This window comes from Phytobacter sp. SCO41, assembly GCF_003073275.1.
Lineage (GTDB): Bacteria > Pseudomonadota > Gammaproteobacteria > Enterobacterales > Enterobacteriaceae > Phytobacter > Phytobacter diazotrophicus.
The window spans coordinates 1,950,556-1,964,513 of sequence record NZ_CP027225.1 but is presented as its reverse complement, the minus strand read 5'-3'; the positions used below and the strand labels follow the sequence as shown (position 1 = coordinate 1,964,513).

18 protein-coding genes are annotated in these 13,958 nt (G+C 55.8%); 17 read left to right on the top strand and 1 reads right to left on the bottom strand.

What is annotated here, in order from left to right; genetic code table 11:
- Positions 1-9 precede the first annotated feature (9 nt).
- From C5523_RS09405 to C5523_RS09325, 17 genes are read left to right on the top strand one after another with little or no spacing between them, the layout of a single operon-like run.
- Complete coding sequence (locus tag C5523_RS09405) at positions 10-1,842, top strand: diol dehydratase reactivase subunit alpha (protein WP_108701001.1); 1,833 nt, start codon at positions 10-12, stop codon at positions 1,840-1,842.
- Complete coding sequence (locus tag C5523_RS09400) at positions 1,832-2,170, top strand: glycerol dehydratase reactivase beta/small subunit family protein (protein ID WP_041851910.1); 339 nt, start codon at positions 1,832-1,834, stop codon at positions 2,168-2,170. The genes C5523_RS09405 and C5523_RS09400 overlap by 11 nt, the downstream gene beginning before the upstream one ends.
- 32 nt (positions 2,171-2,202) lie before the next feature.
- Positions 2,203-2,478, top strand: a complete 276-nt coding sequence (gene pduJ, locus C5523_RS09395; RefSeq protein WP_041851911.1) for a propanediol utilization microcompartment protein PduJ — start codon at positions 2,203-2,205, stop codon at positions 2,476-2,478.
- Positions 2,479-2,500: 22 nt separating this feature from the next.
- Positions 2,501-2,992: a BMC domain-containing protein gene (locus C5523_RS09390; protein WP_108701000.1), complete on the top strand. Its 492-nt coding sequence runs from the start codon at positions 2,501-2,503 to the stop codon at positions 2,990-2,992.
- Positions 2,993-2,994: 2 nt separating this feature from the next.
- Entirely contained in the window at positions 2,995-3,627 is a 633-nt protein-coding gene (locus tag C5523_RS09385) for a phosphate propanoyltransferase (protein ID WP_108700999.1), read from the top strand.
- A complete protein-coding gene (gene pduM, locus C5523_RS09380; protein WP_108700998.1) occupies positions 3,624-4,115 on the top strand; it encodes a microcompartment protein PduM in 492 nt (163 codons plus the stop codon). Before C5523_RS09385 ends, pduM begins: the two co-directional genes overlap by 4 nt.
- A gap of 3 nt (positions 4,116-4,118) precedes the next feature.
- Complete coding sequence (locus tag C5523_RS09375; protein WP_041851915.1) at positions 4,119-4,394, top strand: EutN/CcmL family microcompartment protein; 276 nt, start codon at positions 4,119-4,121, stop codon at positions 4,392-4,394.
- A gap of 9 nt (positions 4,395-4,403) precedes the next feature.
- Positions 4,404-5,408 carry a two-domain cob(I)yrinic acid a,c-diamide adenosyltransferase PduO gene (gene pduO, locus C5523_RS09370; protein WP_108700997.1) on the top strand — a complete coding sequence of 335 codons (1,005 nt, stop codon included), beginning with the start codon at positions 4,404-4,406 and terminating at the stop codon, positions 5,406-5,408.
- The gene (gene pduP, locus C5523_RS09365; RefSeq protein ID WP_108700996.1) at positions 5,408-6,799 is read left to right on the top strand and encodes a CoA-acylating propionaldehyde dehydrogenase PduP; all 1,392 of its coding nucleotides are present in this window, start codon (positions 5,408-5,410) and stop codon (positions 6,797-6,799) included. Before pduO ends, pduP begins: the two co-directional genes overlap by 1 nt.
- Positions 6,800-6,810: 11 nt before the next feature.
- Complete coding sequence (locus tag C5523_RS09360; RefSeq protein WP_108700995.1) at positions 6,811-7,923, top strand: 1-propanol dehydrogenase PduQ; 1,113 nt, start codon at positions 6,811-6,813, stop codon at positions 7,921-7,923.
- Positions 7,924-7,958: 35 nt separating this feature from the next.
- Positions 7,959-9,290: a 4Fe-4S dicluster domain-containing protein gene (locus C5523_RS09355; protein ID WP_108702307.1), complete on the top strand. Its 1,332-nt coding sequence runs from the start codon at positions 7,959-7,961 to the stop codon at positions 9,288-9,290.
- A gap of 2 nt (positions 9,291-9,292) precedes the next feature.
- On the top strand, positions 9,293-9,847 hold the full coding sequence (gene pduT, locus C5523_RS09350) for a propanediol utilization microcompartment protein PduT (RefSeq protein ID WP_041851919.1): 555 nt from the start codon (positions 9,293-9,295) through the stop codon (positions 9,845-9,847).
- A complete protein-coding gene (gene pduU, locus C5523_RS09345) occupies positions 9,847-10,197 on the top strand; it encodes a propanediol utilization microcompartment protein PduU (RefSeq protein WP_041851920.1) in 351 nt (116 codons plus the stop codon). Before pduT ends, pduU begins: the two co-directional genes overlap by 1 nt.
- Positions 10,198-10,201: 4 nt before the next feature.
- The gene (locus C5523_RS09340; RefSeq protein ID WP_041851921.1) at positions 10,202-10,654 is read left to right on the top strand and encodes a EutP/PduV family microcompartment system protein; all 453 of its coding nucleotides are present in this window, start codon (positions 10,202-10,204) and stop codon (positions 10,652-10,654) included.
- Positions 10,639-11,847, top strand: coding sequence for an acetate/propionate family kinase (locus C5523_RS09335; RefSeq protein WP_071196316.1), 1,209 nt, complete (start codon positions 10,639-10,641; stop codon positions 11,845-11,847). Before C5523_RS09340 ends, C5523_RS09335 begins: the two co-directional genes overlap by 16 nt.
- Positions 11,844-12,587 carry a uroporphyrinogen-III C-methyltransferase gene (cobA, locus tag C5523_RS09330; RefSeq protein WP_079496347.1) on the top strand — a complete coding sequence of 248 codons (744 nt, stop codon included), beginning with the start codon at positions 11,844-11,846 and terminating at the stop codon, positions 12,585-12,587. Before C5523_RS09335 ends, cobA begins: the two co-directional genes overlap by 4 nt.
- Before the next feature lie 39 nt (positions 12,588-12,626).
- Positions 12,627-13,493 carry an L-threonine kinase gene (locus tag C5523_RS09325; protein ID WP_108700994.1) on the top strand — a complete coding sequence of 289 codons (867 nt, stop codon included), beginning with the start codon at positions 12,627-12,629 and terminating at the stop codon, positions 13,491-13,493.
- 26 nt (positions 13,494-13,519) lie between these two features.
- On the opposite strand, the gene C5523_RS09320 is transcribed toward C5523_RS09325, so the two are convergent.
- Positions 13,520-13,855: a DUF496 family protein gene (locus C5523_RS09320; protein WP_041851925.1), complete on the bottom strand. Its 336-nt coding sequence runs from the start codon at positions 13,853-13,855 to the stop codon at positions 13,520-13,522.
- Positions 13,856-13,958: the final 103 nt, after the last annotated feature.

Here is a 13,958-nt window from a genome sequence, read left to right as displayed (position 1 = left end):
GGATGACTTATGCGTTATATAGCTGGCATTGATATAGGTAACTCGTCAACCGAGGTGGCACTGGCCACCATGGATGAGACTGGCGCACTGAACATTGTGAGCAGTTCGCTTGCGGAAACGACGGGTATTAAAGGCACACTGCGCAATGTATTCGGCATTCAGGAAGCGTTGAACAAAGTTGTCGCCAATGTGGGTATCTCTGTCAGCGATATTTCGCTTATACGTATTAACGAAGCGACACCGGTGATCGGTGATGTAGCGATGGAAACCATCACGGAAACCATCATTACCGAATCAACAATGATAGGCCATAACCCGAAAACACCCGGCGGTATCGGGTTGGGGGTTGGTATCACTATCACACCGGAAGAGCTTCTGACGCGTCCAGCGGATCAACCTTATATTCTGGTTGTTTCCGCTGCATTCGATTTTTCCGATGTTGCGCGCATGGTTAACGCCTCAACGCAAGTCGGCTATCACATCAACGGCATCATTTTACAGCGCGACGATGGCGTACTGGTCAATAACCGCCTTGAGCGCCCTGTCCCCATCGTTGACGAAGTGCTGTATATCGAGCGCATTCCGATGGGGATGCTCGCCGCTGTTGAAGTGGCAATGCCGGGCAAGGTTATCGAAAGTCTCTCTAACCCTTACGGCATCGCCACTGTCTTTTCCCTGAGCGCTGATGAGACACGCAACATCGTGCCCGTGGCCAGGGCGCTGATTGGCAACCGTTCCGCCGTCGTCGTGAAAACACCGTCTGGTGATGTCAAAGCCCGCTCAATCCCCGCAGGGAATATTGAGTTAGTCGCCAAAGGCAGAACGCTCAAGGTCGATGTTGCCGCCGGGGCCGATGCCATCATGAAAGCGGTGAATGAATGTCCAACACTGGATAACGTCACCGGCGAGGCTGGCACCAATATCGGCGGCATGCTGGAACATGTCCGCCAGACCATGGCTGAGCTCACCAACAAACCCAGCAGCGATGTATTTATTCAGGATCTCCTCGCTGTCGATACCGCTGTCCCGGTCAACGTGACCGGGGGGCTGGCGGGTGAGTTCTCCCTCGAACAAGCCGTTGGCATCGCCTCGATGGTCAAGTCGGACCGCCTACAGATGGCCATGATTGCCCGCGAAATTGAGCAAAAGCTACACGTTGATGTGCAGGTGGGCGGTGCAGAAGCAGAAGCCGCTATCTTTGGTGCGCTCACCACGCCGGGCACATCGAGGCCGCTGGCCATTCTTGACCTTGGCGCCGGTTCTACCGACGCCTCCATTATCACGCCGCAGGGGCAAATTACCGCCACCCATCTGGCCGGAGCCGGAGACATGGTGACGATGATCATCGCTCGCGAACTGGGGCTCGAGGATCGCTACCTTGCGGAGGAAATCAAAAAGTACCCGCTGGCGAAAGTCGAAAGCCTTTTTCACCTGCGCCATGAAGACGGCAGCGTGCAGTTTTTCCCGACCCCTCTTCCACCTACGGTGTTTGCCCGCGTGTGTGTTGTAAAACCCGATGAGTTGGTACCGCTGCCGGGAGACATGGTGCTGGAAAAAGTACGCATTATTCGCCGGAGCGCCAAAGAACGCGTGTTTGTCACCAATGCCCTGCGCGCGCTGCGTCAGGTAAGCCCTACCGGAAACATCCGCGATATTCCATTCGTGGTGCTGGTTGGCGGCTCCTCACTCGACTTCGAGATACCGCAACTCGTCACCGATGCCCTTGCCCATTACCGACTGGTGGCCGGACGGGGAAATATCCGGGGCGTTGAAGGTCCACGCAACGCGGTGGCAACGGGGCTGATCCTCTCCTGGCAGAAGGAGTATGCCAATGGACGTTAAGCAGGACAGTCCGGTCATCGTTATCACCGCGCTCGCAGAGTGCCAGCCGCAGTGGCAGGAAGTGCTGTGGGGAATTGAAGAGGAAGGTATTCCCTGGCGCTGGCAACAGGCCTCCGGGCTTGATGTCGTCGCCCATGCCTGGCAGGCGGCCAACCAGTCAGCACTGCTGGTTGGCATCGCCTGCGATAACCAGCAACTGGTTATCCATTACCGAAATTTACCCGCATCAGCGCCGCTTTTTACGCTGATGCTTCATGAAGACCTCCAGTCCCGGCGCAAGGCAGGTAATAACGCCGCCAGACTGGTGAAGGGGATACCGTTCCGGTAACCACTTTTATCCATAAACAGGAGAAACGCAGTATGAACAACGCATTGGGACTGGTTGAAACAAAAGGTCTGGTGGGTGCAATCGAAGCCGCCGATGCCATGGTGAAATCCGCCAACGTGCAACTGGTAGGTTACGAAAAAATTGGTTCGGGTCTGGTCACCGTCATGGTGCGCGGTGACGTGGGTGCAGTGAAAGCCGCCGTTGACGCAGGCGCTGCGGCAGCCAGCGCGGTGGGTGAAGTGAAATCTTGTCACGTAATCCCGCGCCCGCACAGCGACGTCGAAGCCATTTTACCGAAATCAGCCTGACTGGCAGATAAAGGAGCACAGCGTGAAGCAATCACTCGGATTACTTGAAGTTAGCGGTCTGGCGCTGGCTATCAGTTGCGCGGATGTTATGGCGAAAGCCGCTTCCATCACGCTGCTGGGTATGGAAAAAACCAATGGCTCTGGCTGGACGGTAATCAAAGTCGCTGGTGATGTGGCCTCTGTTCAATCAGCCATCATCACTGGCGCCAACTTTGCGCAAACGCGTAACGGGCTGGTGGCACAAAAGGTCATTGCGCGGCCTGCTGAGGGGATTCTGCCCTCTGCGCCAACGCGTGCAGCCATCCCTGAAACGCCGCCTGTGTCGATAACAACAACGGAAAAACCGGTTCAGAGCATTGAGCACGTGCAGCCATTGCGTGAAGAAACATCCGCCGCTTCCGAATCGGCGGCGATTCAACTGGTGACCTGCAATCTTTGCCTTGACCCGGCGTGTCCACGCCAGAAAGGGGAACCACGCTCGCTGTGTATTCATAGCGGTCAGCGAGGGGAATAAACATGGATAAACAGTTAGTCGAAAATGTGGTCACTCAGGTTCTGGATGAGATGCGTGCGCGTCCCATCCCTCTGGGTATATCGAACCGACATATCCATCTTTCACCTGAGGATTTCGAGCGGTTATTTCCCGGCCAGACGGCGACGATTAAAAAAGCGTTGCTGCAACCCGGTTATTTTGCAGCGGAGCAAACCGTCACGCTGGTAGGACCAAAAGGGCAACTGAAAAATGTGCGCCTGCTTGGCCCGCTACGCGGCGCCAGCCAGGTCGAGATTTCACGTACGGATGCCCGTACGTTGGGTATCGCCGCCCCGCTGCGCATGTCCGGCAATCTGGCGGGTACACCAGGGATCAGGCTGGTGAGTCCGTATGCGGAAATCGACTTACCCAACGGCGTCATCGTCGCACAACGGCACATTCATATGTCGCCGCTGGACGCCCTGGTTCTGCGCGTTTCCCATGGCGACAACGTCTGCGTTGCAATTGAAGGCACCGGGCGCCGGGTGATTTTTGATGATGTCGCCATCCGCGTGGCGCCGGGTTTGCTTCTCGAAATGCATATCGATACCGATGAAGCGAATGCCTGTGGCGCAGACGAACCTGGCGCTCGCGCTCGCCTGGTACCACGCGCATGAACAACGAACAGTTAGCGCACATCGTCGAGCTGATCGTTGCCCGCCTGCAGGCCAGGCAGGGCAACACCCTCATGCTCAGTCAGGAAGAGCTGCGTCATGCTTCTGTGATGAAGTTTTTTCTGAACCATGACGCGCTCTGCGTGCAACAAACCGATCTGTGTTTTCTGGGAGCGCTGGCAGATGGCGAGCAGGACAACACCGCCGTTGCACACCTGTTTGAAGCCCTGGCGTTGGGCATGTCCGTGAGCATTACGTTAAACAGCAGGCTGCTGCCCTGCTTGCCCCTGAAAACACTGGCAAAACTGCCTGTGACATTCATGGATGAGCAAGGCGTCACGGTGGTTATCCATCAGGCAAAAGTATTGAGCTACCGCGATGTCGCTGGCCTCAACGCGTGCTGGCTTGCTGTCTCACGTAAAACGGTTATCACGGCACTGGCCCGTGACGCAGTGATTTCGCAACACATACGACTCGTGAAGCAGGAGTAAAGCATGCATCTCGCAAGGGTAACTGGCTCGGTGGTCTCGACACAAAAATCCGCTTCTCTGGTGGGAAAAAAACTGCTGCTGGTCCGGCGGGTTACGGCAGACGGCGAACTTCCCGCCAACCCATTACAGGGTGATGAAGTAGCCGTTGATTCCGTTGGTGCAGGTGTCGGCGAACTGGTTCTGCTCAGCAGTGGCTCCAGTGCGAGGCATGTTTTTTCCGGCCCGAACGAAGCCATTGATTTGGCGGTGGTGGGCATTGTCGACACCCTGTCGCGCTAAGGAGGAATAATGGCCATTTATACCCGCACTGGCGACGCTGGCACGACGGCTCTGTTTAGCGGCCAGCGCGTCAGCAAAACCCATCCGCGCGTCGAAGCATACGGCACGCTGGATGAACTCAACTCTCAGTTGAGTCTCTGTGCCTGCGCCGTGCAAGCCCCCGCCAGCAAGCCATTCCTGGAAGCGGTGCAACTGCAGATTTTCTGGTTTAGCGCAGAACTGGCGAGTGAAAGCGAAACACCCTCGCCAAAACAGCGCTATGTCAGTACCGAAGATATTGCTGCGCTGGAGCAAGCAATAGACAACGCGATGTCCCAGGTCGACAACGTCCACAGCTTTGTGCTACCAGGCCGCTGCGAAGCAGCAGCCCGTTTGCATGTTGCCCGGACACTGGCCCGCAAAGCCGAGCGTCGCCTGGTGGAGTTAAGTGAACAGGTAAACGTCCGTCAGGTGCTGATGCGCTATATCAACCGCCTTTCCGACTGCTTGTACGCGCTGGCCCGCCTTGAAGACCATCTGGCGCACCAGGAAAAAGTCATTCACGAAGTCGCGGCGCGTTATCGCGCTGCGGCACAAGCCATACCGGCGAAAGGCACCTCTATGTCACTTTCATTTCATGACCTTCATCAACTGGCCAAAGCCGCGATGACACGCGCTGGCGAGCTTAACGTGCCGGTGGTGATAAGCGTCGTGGACGCCCATGGCATCGGCATGCTGACCTGGCGCATGCCAGACGCGCTGCTAGTCAGTAGCGACCTGGCACCGAAAAAAGCCTGGACGGCGGTCGCGATGAGATCGGCCACACACGAACTTTCAGACGCAGTGCAACCAGGACGCGCGCTGTATGGGTTAGAGGCGCACATGGAAGGCAAAGTTGTCACTTTTGGAGGCGGTTTCCCCATCTGGCGTGACGGCAACATTATTGGTGGTCTTGGCATCAGCGGCGGCTCCGTTGAACAAGACATGGACATTGCTCAGACCGCACTTGCGGCGATTAACATGGGAAAAAAATAATGAATACGACCGAACTTGAAACCCTTATTCGCACCATCCTGAGCGAACAACTCACACCGACACAAGAGAAAAAAGAGAGCTGCACCAAAGGGGTATTCGCCACGCCAGCAGAAGCTATCGACGCAACACACCAGGCCTTCCTGCGCTATCAACAGTGTCCCTTAAAAACCCGCAGCGCCATTATTGGCGGTATTCGTGATGAGCTGGCTCCCTATCTGGCCGAACTGGCCGAAGAGAGCGCCACAGAAACCGGTATGGGCAACAAAGAAGACAAGTTTCTCAAAAACAAAGCCGCGTTGGAAAACACCCCGGGTATAGAAGATCTCACCACCACCGCGCTGACCGGCGACGGCGGCATGGTGTTATTCGAATATTCCCCGTTTGGCGTTATTGGTTCCGTTGCGCCGAGCACGAACCCGACCGAAACCATTATTAACAACAGCATCAGCATGCTGGCGGCTGGCAATACCATCTATTTCAGCCCGCATCCGGGTGCGAAAAAGGTTTCGCTCAAGCTGATCCGCATGATTGAAGATATCGCGTTTCGCCATACGGGTATTCGCAACCTGGTAGTAACCGTTGCCGAACCTACATTCGAAGCCACCCAGCAAATGATGGCGCATCCAAAAATCGCCCTGCTGGCGATTACCGGTGGCCCAGGCATTGTGCTGATGGGCCTAAAAAGTGGCAAGAAAGTGATCGGCGCAGGTGCCGGAAACCCACCCTGTATCGTCGACGAAACTGCCGATCTGGTGAAAGCAGCGGAAGACATCATCAACGGCGCATCCTTCGATTACAACCTGCCCTGCATTGCAGAGAAGAGTCTGATTGTTGTCGACTGTGTTGCCGACCGCCTGATGCAACAGATGCAGGCATTTGGCGCGCTGCGCATTACCGGTGTGGATATCGATAAACTGCGCGCCGTCTGTATCCAGGATGGGGTGGCCAATAAAAAACTGGTCGGTAAAAGCCCTTCACACATTCTGCAAGCGGCCGGTCTGAGCGTGCCGCCTAAAGCGCCTCGCCTGTTGATCGCCGAAGTGCAAGGCAACGATCCGTTGGTTACCGCAGAGCAATTAATGCCCGTACTGCCTGTCGTTCGGGTTAACGACTTTGATGCCGCCCTCGCCCTTGCCCTCGTTGTTGAGGAAGGTTTGCACCACACGGCGGTGATGCATTCACAAAATGTCTCCCGCCTGAACCTGGCCGCACGCAGCCTGCAGACCTCTATTTTTGTGAAAAACGGACCGTCTTATGCGGGGATTGGCGTGGGCGGTGAAGGCTTTACCACATTCACAATAGCCACACCTACCGGCGAAGGCACGACATCAGCAAAAACCTTTGCACGTTCGCGTCGTTGCGTACTGACCAACGGTTTCTCCATTCGCTAATTGAGGCCGATATGAAGAGATTTTCGCTACAAACGCGACTCTACAGCGGAGCGGGAAGCCTTGAGGTGCTTAAACGCTTTCGTAACAAGCACATATGGGTTGTCTGCGACGGTTTTCTTGCCAGCTCTCCGCTTATAGAACTGCTGCGCAAGGCAATCCCGGCTGATAACCGCATCAGCGTCTTTAGCGACATTACACCTGATCCGACCATCGCCACGGTTGTGGAAGGTATTACACAGATGCATTCACTCCAGCCGCAGGTGGTTATTGGTTTCGGTGGCGGCTCCGCGCTGGATGCGGCGAAAGCAATCGTCTGGTTCAGCAAACAACAGGGCGTCAATATCGAAACCTGTGTCGCGATTCCGACCACCAGCGGCACCGGCTCGGAGGTGACCAGCGCCTGCGTGATAAGCGATCCCGAAAAAGGCATCAAATATCCATTGTTCGATAATGCGCTCTATCCCGATATCGCGATCCTGGACCCGACGCTTGTCGTCAGCGTCCCGCCCGCTATTACGGCGAATACCGGCATGGATGTGCTGACCCACGCCCTCGAAGCCTATGTGTCGCCTCGGGCCAGCGATTTTACCGATGCGCTGGCAGAGAAAGCAGCACAGTTAGTGTTCCAGTACCTGCCAACGGCGGTACGTAAAGGCGACTGCCTGGCGACGCGTGGCAAAATGCACAACGCTGCGACCCTCGCTGGGATGGCGTTCAGCCAGGCGGGGTTAGGTATTAATCACGCCATTGCCCATCAGTTGGGCGGGCAATTTCACCTGCCGCATGGGTTAGCTAATGCGCTGCTGCTGGGGGCGGTCATTCGCTTTAATGCCAGTGATAAACGTGCGGCGAAGCGTTATGCCCGGCTGGCTAAAGCCTGCCATTTTTGCCCGACAGGCGCGAATGAGTTGGTCGCCATTCATTCACTGATTCGCCAGATTGAGCAGCTTCGTCAGCAGTGTGAGATGCCGACGCTCTCGGTCGCGCTAAAAGCAGACAAAGATAAATTCCGTGAGCGGATCCCCGCCATGGTTCAGGCTGCACTGGCGGATGTCACGCTGAAAACCACGCCTCGCCCTGCCGATGGCAATGACATTCGACATCTTCTGGAGGAATTGCTGTGAGTGAAGCGGCCCTTCTCCCGTCCCCATGGGGCGAATTGACCCCGGCAACGGCAGAGACCATTCGCCAGCGCGTACGCGAAGCTGGCGTCGTTGGCGCTGGCGGCGCCGGGTTTCCAACCCATGTAAAACTGCAGGCACAGGTCGAGATTTTTCTGGTTAATGCCGCCGAATGCGAACCGATGTTGAAAGTCGATCAGCAGTTGATGGCGCAACAGGCGGCACGACTGGTGCGTGGCGTGCTTTATGGCATGACGGCAACGGGCGCGACAGAGGGCATTATTGCGCTCAAAGAAAAATATCGCGCCGCCATCGCCGCACTTACTCCACTACTACCTGCGCAGATTCGTCTGCATATTCTGCCTGACGTCTACCCCGCCGGAGACGAAGTTATCACTATCTGGATGGCAACAGGGCGTCGTGTACCTCCTGCCGCGCTGCCGGTCAGCGTGGGGGTTGTCGTCAATAACGTGCAGACCGTTCTCAATATTGCACGCGCGGTGGAACAGCAATATCCCGTGACCCGCAGAACCCTGACGGTAAACGGCGCGGTACGTCATCCCCTGACTGTAACGGTCCCGCTGGGTATGTCGTTACGGGAAGTGCTGGAAATGGCGGGTGGTGCCACGGTAGAGGAGCCCGGTTTTATTAACGGTGGCCCAATGATGGGCGGCCTGCTGCCATCACTGGATGTGCCGGTGACAAAAACTACGGGTGGTCTGCTGGTACTGCCGAAATCACACTCGCTGATTCAGCGCCGTCTGCAGGATGACCGCACCGTGCTGACCATCGCCCGTACCGTCTGCGAGCAGTGTCGGTTATGTACCGATCTCTGCCCCCGGCATTTAATTGGTCACGAACTCTCGCCTCATCTTCTGGTGCGGGCCGTCAATTATCAGGGCGTCGCTACGCCGCAAACGCTGCTCAGTGCCCTGACCTGTTCTGAATGCAACGTCTGTGAAAGCGTCGCCTGCCCGGTAGGCATCTCACCGATGCGGGTAAACCGTCTCCTTAAAGTTCAATTACGCGCCAGCGGCGCACGCTATGAGGGGCCGCTTCGCGAGGCTGATGAGATGGCGCGCTATCGCCTGATCCCTGTCAAGCGCCTGGTGGCCAGGCTTGGCCTGCGCGACTGGTATCAGGATGCGCCGCTGGAAGAGCACGTCATTACCCCTTCACAGGTCGAATTGCCGCTGCGCCAGCATATTGGTGCGCCAGCGATTCCTTGCGTAAAAGAAGGCGACGTCGTCATCCGGGGGCAGCGCATTGCCACTATTCCCGAAGGTGCGCTGGGCGTTCCCCTTCATGCCAGTATCGATGGCGTTATTGCGTCGGTCACAGATAAAGCCATTACGGTTGTACGAGGTTAACCATGTCACAGGCTATTGGAATACTTGAATTAACCAGCATCGCCAAAGGCATGGAACTGGGTGATGCCATGCTCAAAAGCGCCAATGTGACGCTTCTGGTCAGTAAGACGCTTTGCCCCGGCAAATTTTTGGTCATGGTGGGAGGCGATGTCGGCGCAGTCCAGCAGGCTATTGCCACGGGCGACAGCCAGGCCGGAGAAATGCTGGTCGACAGCCTGGTCCTTCCCAATATTCATGCCAGCGTGCTGCCTGCGATTAGCGGTCTCAATGCCGTCGAGCAACGTCAGGCAGTGGGTATCGTTGAAACCTGGAGTGTAGCCGCCTGCGTGAGCGCGGCCGACCGTGCAGTGAAGGCGTCGAATGTCACCCTGGTACGCGTTCATATGGCGTTCGGCATTGGTGGCAAATGCTACATGGTCGTGACCGGTGATATTTCGGATGTGGAAAATGCCGTCGCCGTTGCCAGTGAAAGTGCTGGCGAAAAAGGTCTGCTGGTGTACCGCTCGGTGATCCCGCGTCCCCATGAAGCCATGTGGCGACAGATTGTGGAGGGCTAATGGAGACACAACGCAGTACTGAACGCATGATTCAGGAGTATGTGCCCGGTAAGCAGGTCACCCTGGCCCATTTGATCGCCAATCCAGGCAAAGATCTCTACAAAAAGCTGGGCTTAAGCGAGACGGCTTCTGCCATTGGCATTCTGACGATTACCCCCAGCGAAGCCTCAATCATCGCCTGCGATATCGCGACCAAATCCGGGGCGGTAGAGATCGGTTTTATCGATCGTTTCACAGGTGCCGTGGTCCTCACGGGGGATGTTTCCTCAGTGGAGTATGCACTACGTCAGGTGACGCGTTCACTCGGCGAAATGCTGCACTTTACGACCTGCCAGGTCACAAGGACCTGATGCGATGAAACGAATGATGTTAATTGGCCCAAGCCAGTGCGGTAAGACATCGCTAACACAACGCTTGCGCGGTGAGGCAATGCGCTATCAAAAAACGCAGGCCATTGTCTGGTCACCTGAGACCATCGATACGCCGGGGGAGTACCTCGAAAACCGATGTCTCTACAGCGCCTTACTCACCAGCGCCTGCGAAGCCGATGTGGTGGCGCTGGTACTGAATGCCGACGCCGAATGGTGCCCATTTTCACCCGGATTTACCTTGCCGATGAACCGCCAGACGATTGGCATCATCACCAAAGCCGACCTTGTCGCAGAACACAAGATCACGCAAATCGGCGAGTGGTTACGGCAGTCAGGTGCAGAGCACCTTTTTATCACCAGCGCGCAAACCGGTCAGGGTGTCGCTGAGGTCATCGCTTTTCTTCAACCCCAGGAGCACGCATGTCCAGAACAATAATGGCAATCAACGCCGGTAGTTCTTCGCTTAAATTTCAGCTTCTTATTATGCCTGCAGGCACGCTTCTCTGTCAGGGTCTGATCGAACGTATCGGGCTTTCCGATGCCATTTTCACCCTCAAGCAGGGGGAACAAAAATGGCAGGAGACACGTGCCATTGCCGACCACAAAGAGGCGGCGGAATTACTGCTGGAAAAATTGCTTTCACATAACATTATCTCCTCCTTATCGGCAATAGACGGCGTGGGGCATCGTGTCGCACACGGTGGAGAAACTTTTAAAGACTCGGCGTTGATTACCCATGACGCACTGGCAGAAATCGAACGCCTTGCGGAACTGGCACCATTACACAACCCGGTCAACGCAGCGGGCATTCGCATTTTTCGCCAGGCGCTGCCACATGCCCCAGCGGTTGCCGTGTTTGATACTTCATTTCATCAGACGCTGGAACAAAGCGCTTTCATCTACCCTTTGCCCTGGCGCTATTACGCGGAACTTGGGATTCGCCGTTACGGGTTCCATGGCACCAGCCATAAATTTGTCAGCCAGCAATTAGCCGAAAAACTGGGCGTTCCATTAAGCGCATTGCGGGTTATCTCCTGCCATTTAGGCAATGGCAGCAGCCTGTGTGCTATTAAAGGTGGGCGCTCCGTCAACACCTCTATGGGGTTCACACCGCAGTCGGGGGTAATGATGGGTACCCGCAGCGGGGATATCGACCCCTCTATTTTGCCCTGGGTTGCGTTAAAAGAAGACAAGTCGCCGCAACAGCTTAACGCTCTGCTAAATAACGAATCGGGGCTGCTCGGGGTCTCTGGCGTATCGAACGATTTTCGCGATGTCGAACAAGCATCGAATGCTGGCAACGCGCGCGCAACACTGGCGCTCACTCTTTTTGCCGAACGTATCCGCGCCACTATCGGCAGCTATGTAATGCAATTGGGTGGTCTGGATGTTCTGTTATTTACCGGCGGCATTGGTGAAAACTCCGCACGAGCCAGAGCGGCCATCTGTCGCAACCTGCATTTCCTGGGGCTGGACATTGACGCCGGGAAAAACGACCGCAATGCCACGTTTATCCAGACTGACCATTCTGTGGTGAAAGTCGCCGTGATCAATACCAATGAAGAACTGATGATTGCCCGTGACGTAATGCGCATCGGGCTGCCGGAATATGCGGAGGCAGAAGCATGACAGGTAAAGTCTGGCTGGTGGGCGCAGGCCCGGGCGACCCGGGTCTGCTGACCGTAAAAGGATTAAACTGCCTGCGTGAAGCCGAAGCCGTTGTTTTCGACAGGCTGGTTAATCCGCTTCTGTTACAGGAAGCCCCGGCGGGTTGTGAGTTGCATGATGTGGGCAAAGAGGCGAATCGCCACCCTATCCCGCAGCCACAAATCAACCAAATCCTGATTGATTGCGCCAGCAGAGGCCTCAGGGTTGTGCGCTTAAAAGGCGGTGATCCCTTTGTTTTTGGTCGCGGGAGCGAAGAGGTACAAGCGCTACGGGAGTGTGGTATCGAGTGCGAGGTGGTACCAGGTATCACCTCCGCGATTGGCGGGCTTGCAGCCGCGGGTATCCCGGTAACGCACCGCGATTTTGCCTCCAGTTTTCATGTTGTGACCGGCCATTTACAGGACGGTAAAGAACCTCAGGACTGGGGTAAACTTGCGGTCCTGCCGGGGACGCTGGTGATCCTGATGGGGATGTCGCAAATACAGACCATCTGTGCCGCTTTGATGAGTGCAGGTAAACCAGCCGATACACCTGCAGCCGTGGTGATGCGTGCCAGCACACCGGAACAGAAAGTTCTCTGCGCACCGCTGTCTGCGCTGGCACAAGAGAGCGAAGCCGCCGGGTTTCACGCCCCCGCGCTGATCGTGATTGGCGGCGTGGTGTCGTTACGCGAAATTCTGGCCTTCAGCGGATCGGCATGACACTATCCTGACGTTAGGCACCACAATGAGAGGTTGAACTTGGCGCTGGCACAGTGTCCCGCATCCTGCGGCGAAATCATTCAGGGATGGATCCTGGGCAGTGAAAAGCTGGTTTCCTGCCCGGTCAACTGGTATAGCGAGGTTGAAGTCACAGCCGGTACGCCTGTGCCTGCTGAACGCCCCCTGGTACGAGCGATGGTAAAACAGGTGCTGGCGCACTGGCAGCTACCTGCTGCATTAAGTGATGAAATTCGCATTGACTGCCGCTCGACCATTCCCGTCGCCAAAGGGATGGCGAGCAGTACCGCGGACATCGCAGCCACAGCGGTTGCCACATCACGTCATCTTGGGTTTACGCTTGATGACGTCACCCTCTCTCAGCTTTGCGTCGCGCTGGAACCCACCGACAGCACTGTTTTTCGTTCGTTGACGTTATTTGATCACAACACCGCACAAACACGGATCACCTGTGAGCGTGTTCCCACTCTCGATGTCTTATTACTGGAAAGCCCGTTAACGCTTCGCACAGAAGATTATCATCGTCTGCCCCGGCGGGCCGTGCTGATGGCCAACGCCGATGCTCTCGGCAGCGCCTGGCGTAAAGTGCAGCGAGCCTGCCTGACAAACGATCCGGCACTACTGGGCGAGGCGGCATCGCAAAGTGCCATGGCAAGCCAGACGCTGCTACCTAAACCGGGTTTTAATTCACTGATGGGGATAGTGGAACGGTGCGATTTGTACGGGCTGAATGTCGCCCATAGCGGTAGTGTTGTGGGCTTATTTCTGGACAGACAACGTCATGATCTGGCGAAAGTGCGCGCGTTACTGAGTAAACCTGCATTGCAACAGCACTGGCCGCAACAACATCTGTTGCGCATGGTGGAAGGCGGGGTAAGAGAACGGTGAGAGAGGCCCTCTCACCGTCAGAGTGATTACTCTTCTTTTGGCTCAACGGGTTTCTGCTCACCCATTGTTTTCAGTTTCTTGGAGATCTCACGGCGTTCTTTGGAGATCTCGGCGTTTTTGATGATGTAATCATCAACGCGGTCTTCGTAATCGCTTTTCATGCTGGCGATAATACCCTGGATAGCTTCAACGCTCATACCCGGCTTGATATAGTCGCTCAGGTTGTCCAGCAGCAGTACACGTTTCTGGTTATCACGGATCTTTTTCTCAACATCCTGGATTTCGCGCTGCAGTTTATTCTTACGACGGAACAGACGAACAAACTCCAGAACGTCCTGGAATGAAGGCTTACTTGTTTCCATTTTGATACCCCTGCTAATGTGAGATTCGGATTCGTTAAAGCAACCGCCTAAGACCTTACTTTTAGCCGTTGCTGATGACAATGATTTTATCCTTTTCTCTATC

Coding starts and splice junctions, on each gene's coding strand:
- C5523_RS09400 (WP_041851910.1), top strand. CDS start 1,832: ATGGACGTTAAGCAGGACAGTCCGGTCATCGTTATCACCGCGCTCGCA.
- C5523_RS09385 (WP_108700999.1), top strand. CDS start 2,995: ATGGATAAACAGTTAGTCGAAAATGTGGTCACTCAGGTTCTGGATGAG.
- pduT (WP_041851919.1), top strand. CDS start 9,293: ATGTCACAGGCTATTGGAATACTTGAATTAACCAGCATCGCCAAAGGC.
- pduO (WP_108700997.1), top strand. CDS start 4,404: ATGGCCATTTATACCCGCACTGGCGACGCTGGCACGACGGCTCTGTTT.
- C5523_RS09405 (WP_108701001.1), top strand. CDS start 10: ATGCGTTATATAGCTGGCATTGATATAGGTAACTCGTCAACCGAGGTG.
- C5523_RS09375 (WP_041851915.1), top strand. CDS start 4,119: ATGCATCTCGCAAGGGTAACTGGCTCGGTGGTCTCGACACAAAAATCC.
- C5523_RS09320 (WP_041851925.1), bottom strand. CDS start 13,855: ATGGAAACAAGTAAGCCTTCATTCCAGGACGTTCTGGAGTTTGTTCGT.
- C5523_RS09340 (WP_041851921.1), top strand. CDS start 10,202: ATGAAACGAATGATGTTAATTGGCCCAAGCCAGTGCGGTAAGACATCG.
- pduM (WP_108700998.1), top strand. CDS start 3,624: ATGAACAACGAACAGTTAGCGCACATCGTCGAGCTGATCGTTGCCCGC.
- C5523_RS09335 (WP_071196316.1), top strand. CDS start 10,639: ATGTCCAGAACAATAATGGCAATCAACGCCGGTAGTTCTTCGCTTAAA.
- cobA (WP_079496347.1), top strand. CDS start 11,844: ATGACAGGTAAAGTCTGGCTGGTGGGCGCAGGCCCGGGCGACCCGGGT.
- pduJ (WP_041851911.1), top strand. CDS start 2,203: ATGAACAACGCATTGGGACTGGTTGAAACAAAAGGTCTGGTGGGTGCA.
- pduP (WP_108700996.1), top strand. CDS start 5,408: ATGAATACGACCGAACTTGAAACCCTTATTCGCACCATCCTGAGCGAA.
- pduU (WP_041851920.1), top strand. CDS start 9,847: ATGGAGACACAACGCAGTACTGAACGCATGATTCAGGAGTATGTGCCC.
- C5523_RS09360 (WP_108700995.1), top strand. CDS start 6,811: ATGAAGAGATTTTCGCTACAAACGCGACTCTACAGCGGAGCGGGAAGC.